1 protein-coding gene is annotated in these 729 nt (G+C 73.1%); it reads right to left on the bottom strand.

Translation table 11 applies throughout. The features are described 5' to 3' along the window. Positions 1 to 53: 53 nt before the first annotated feature. Positions 54 to 728 (bottom strand): Crp/Fnr family transcriptional regulator, encoded by a 675-nt coding sequence (locus KUM32_RS35685; protein ID WP_030027155.1) that lies wholly within the window; start codon positions 726 to 728, stop codon positions 54 to 56. Position 729 lies beyond the last annotated feature (1 nt).

The following is a 729-nucleotide window of genomic DNA, read 5'->3' as shown; positions in this document are numbered from 1 at the left end:
CGCCCGGCGCACAGCGGGCGGCCCGAACCAGTCGGGCCGCCCATGGCTGCGGGTCAGCGGCTGCGCTTGGCCAGCCGCTCGACGTCGAGCAGGATCACGGCGCGCGCCTCAAGGCGCAGCCAGCCGCGGCCGGCGAAGTCGGCCAGCGCCTTGTTGACGGTCTCCCGGGAGGCGCCGACGAGCTGGGCCAACTCCTCCTGCGTGAGGTCGTGAACGACGTGGATGCCCTCTTCGGACTGCACGCCGAAGCGCCGCGAGAGGTCGAGCAGCGCCCGGGCCACACGGCCGGGGACATCCGAGAAGACCAGATCAGACATCTGGTCGTTGGTCTTGCGCAGCCGGCGCGCGACCGCGCGCAGCAGCGCCGTCGCGACCTCGGGCCGGGCGTTGAGCCACGGCTGGAGGTCGCCGTGGCCGAGGCCGAGCAGCTTCACCTCGGTGAGGGCGGTCGCCGTGGCCGTACGCGGTCCGGGGTCGAACAGCGACAGCTCGCCGATCAACTCGCCGGGGCCGAGCACGGCCAGCATGTTCTCGCGCCCGTCGGGCGAGGTGCGGTGCAGCTTCACCTTGCCGTCCGTGACCACGTACAGGCGGTCGCCGGGGTCCCCTTCGTGGAAGAGCGCATCACCCCGCGCGAGGGTGACCTCCCCCATGGAGGCGCGCAGCTCAGCGGCCTGCTCGTCATCGAGCGCCGCGAAGAGCGGGGCGCGCCGCAGAACGTCGTCCACG

It is taken from the genome of Streptomyces sp. AC627_RSS907 (genome assembly GCF_019049165.1).
This window is presented reverse-complemented; position numbering and strand designations above follow the sequence as displayed.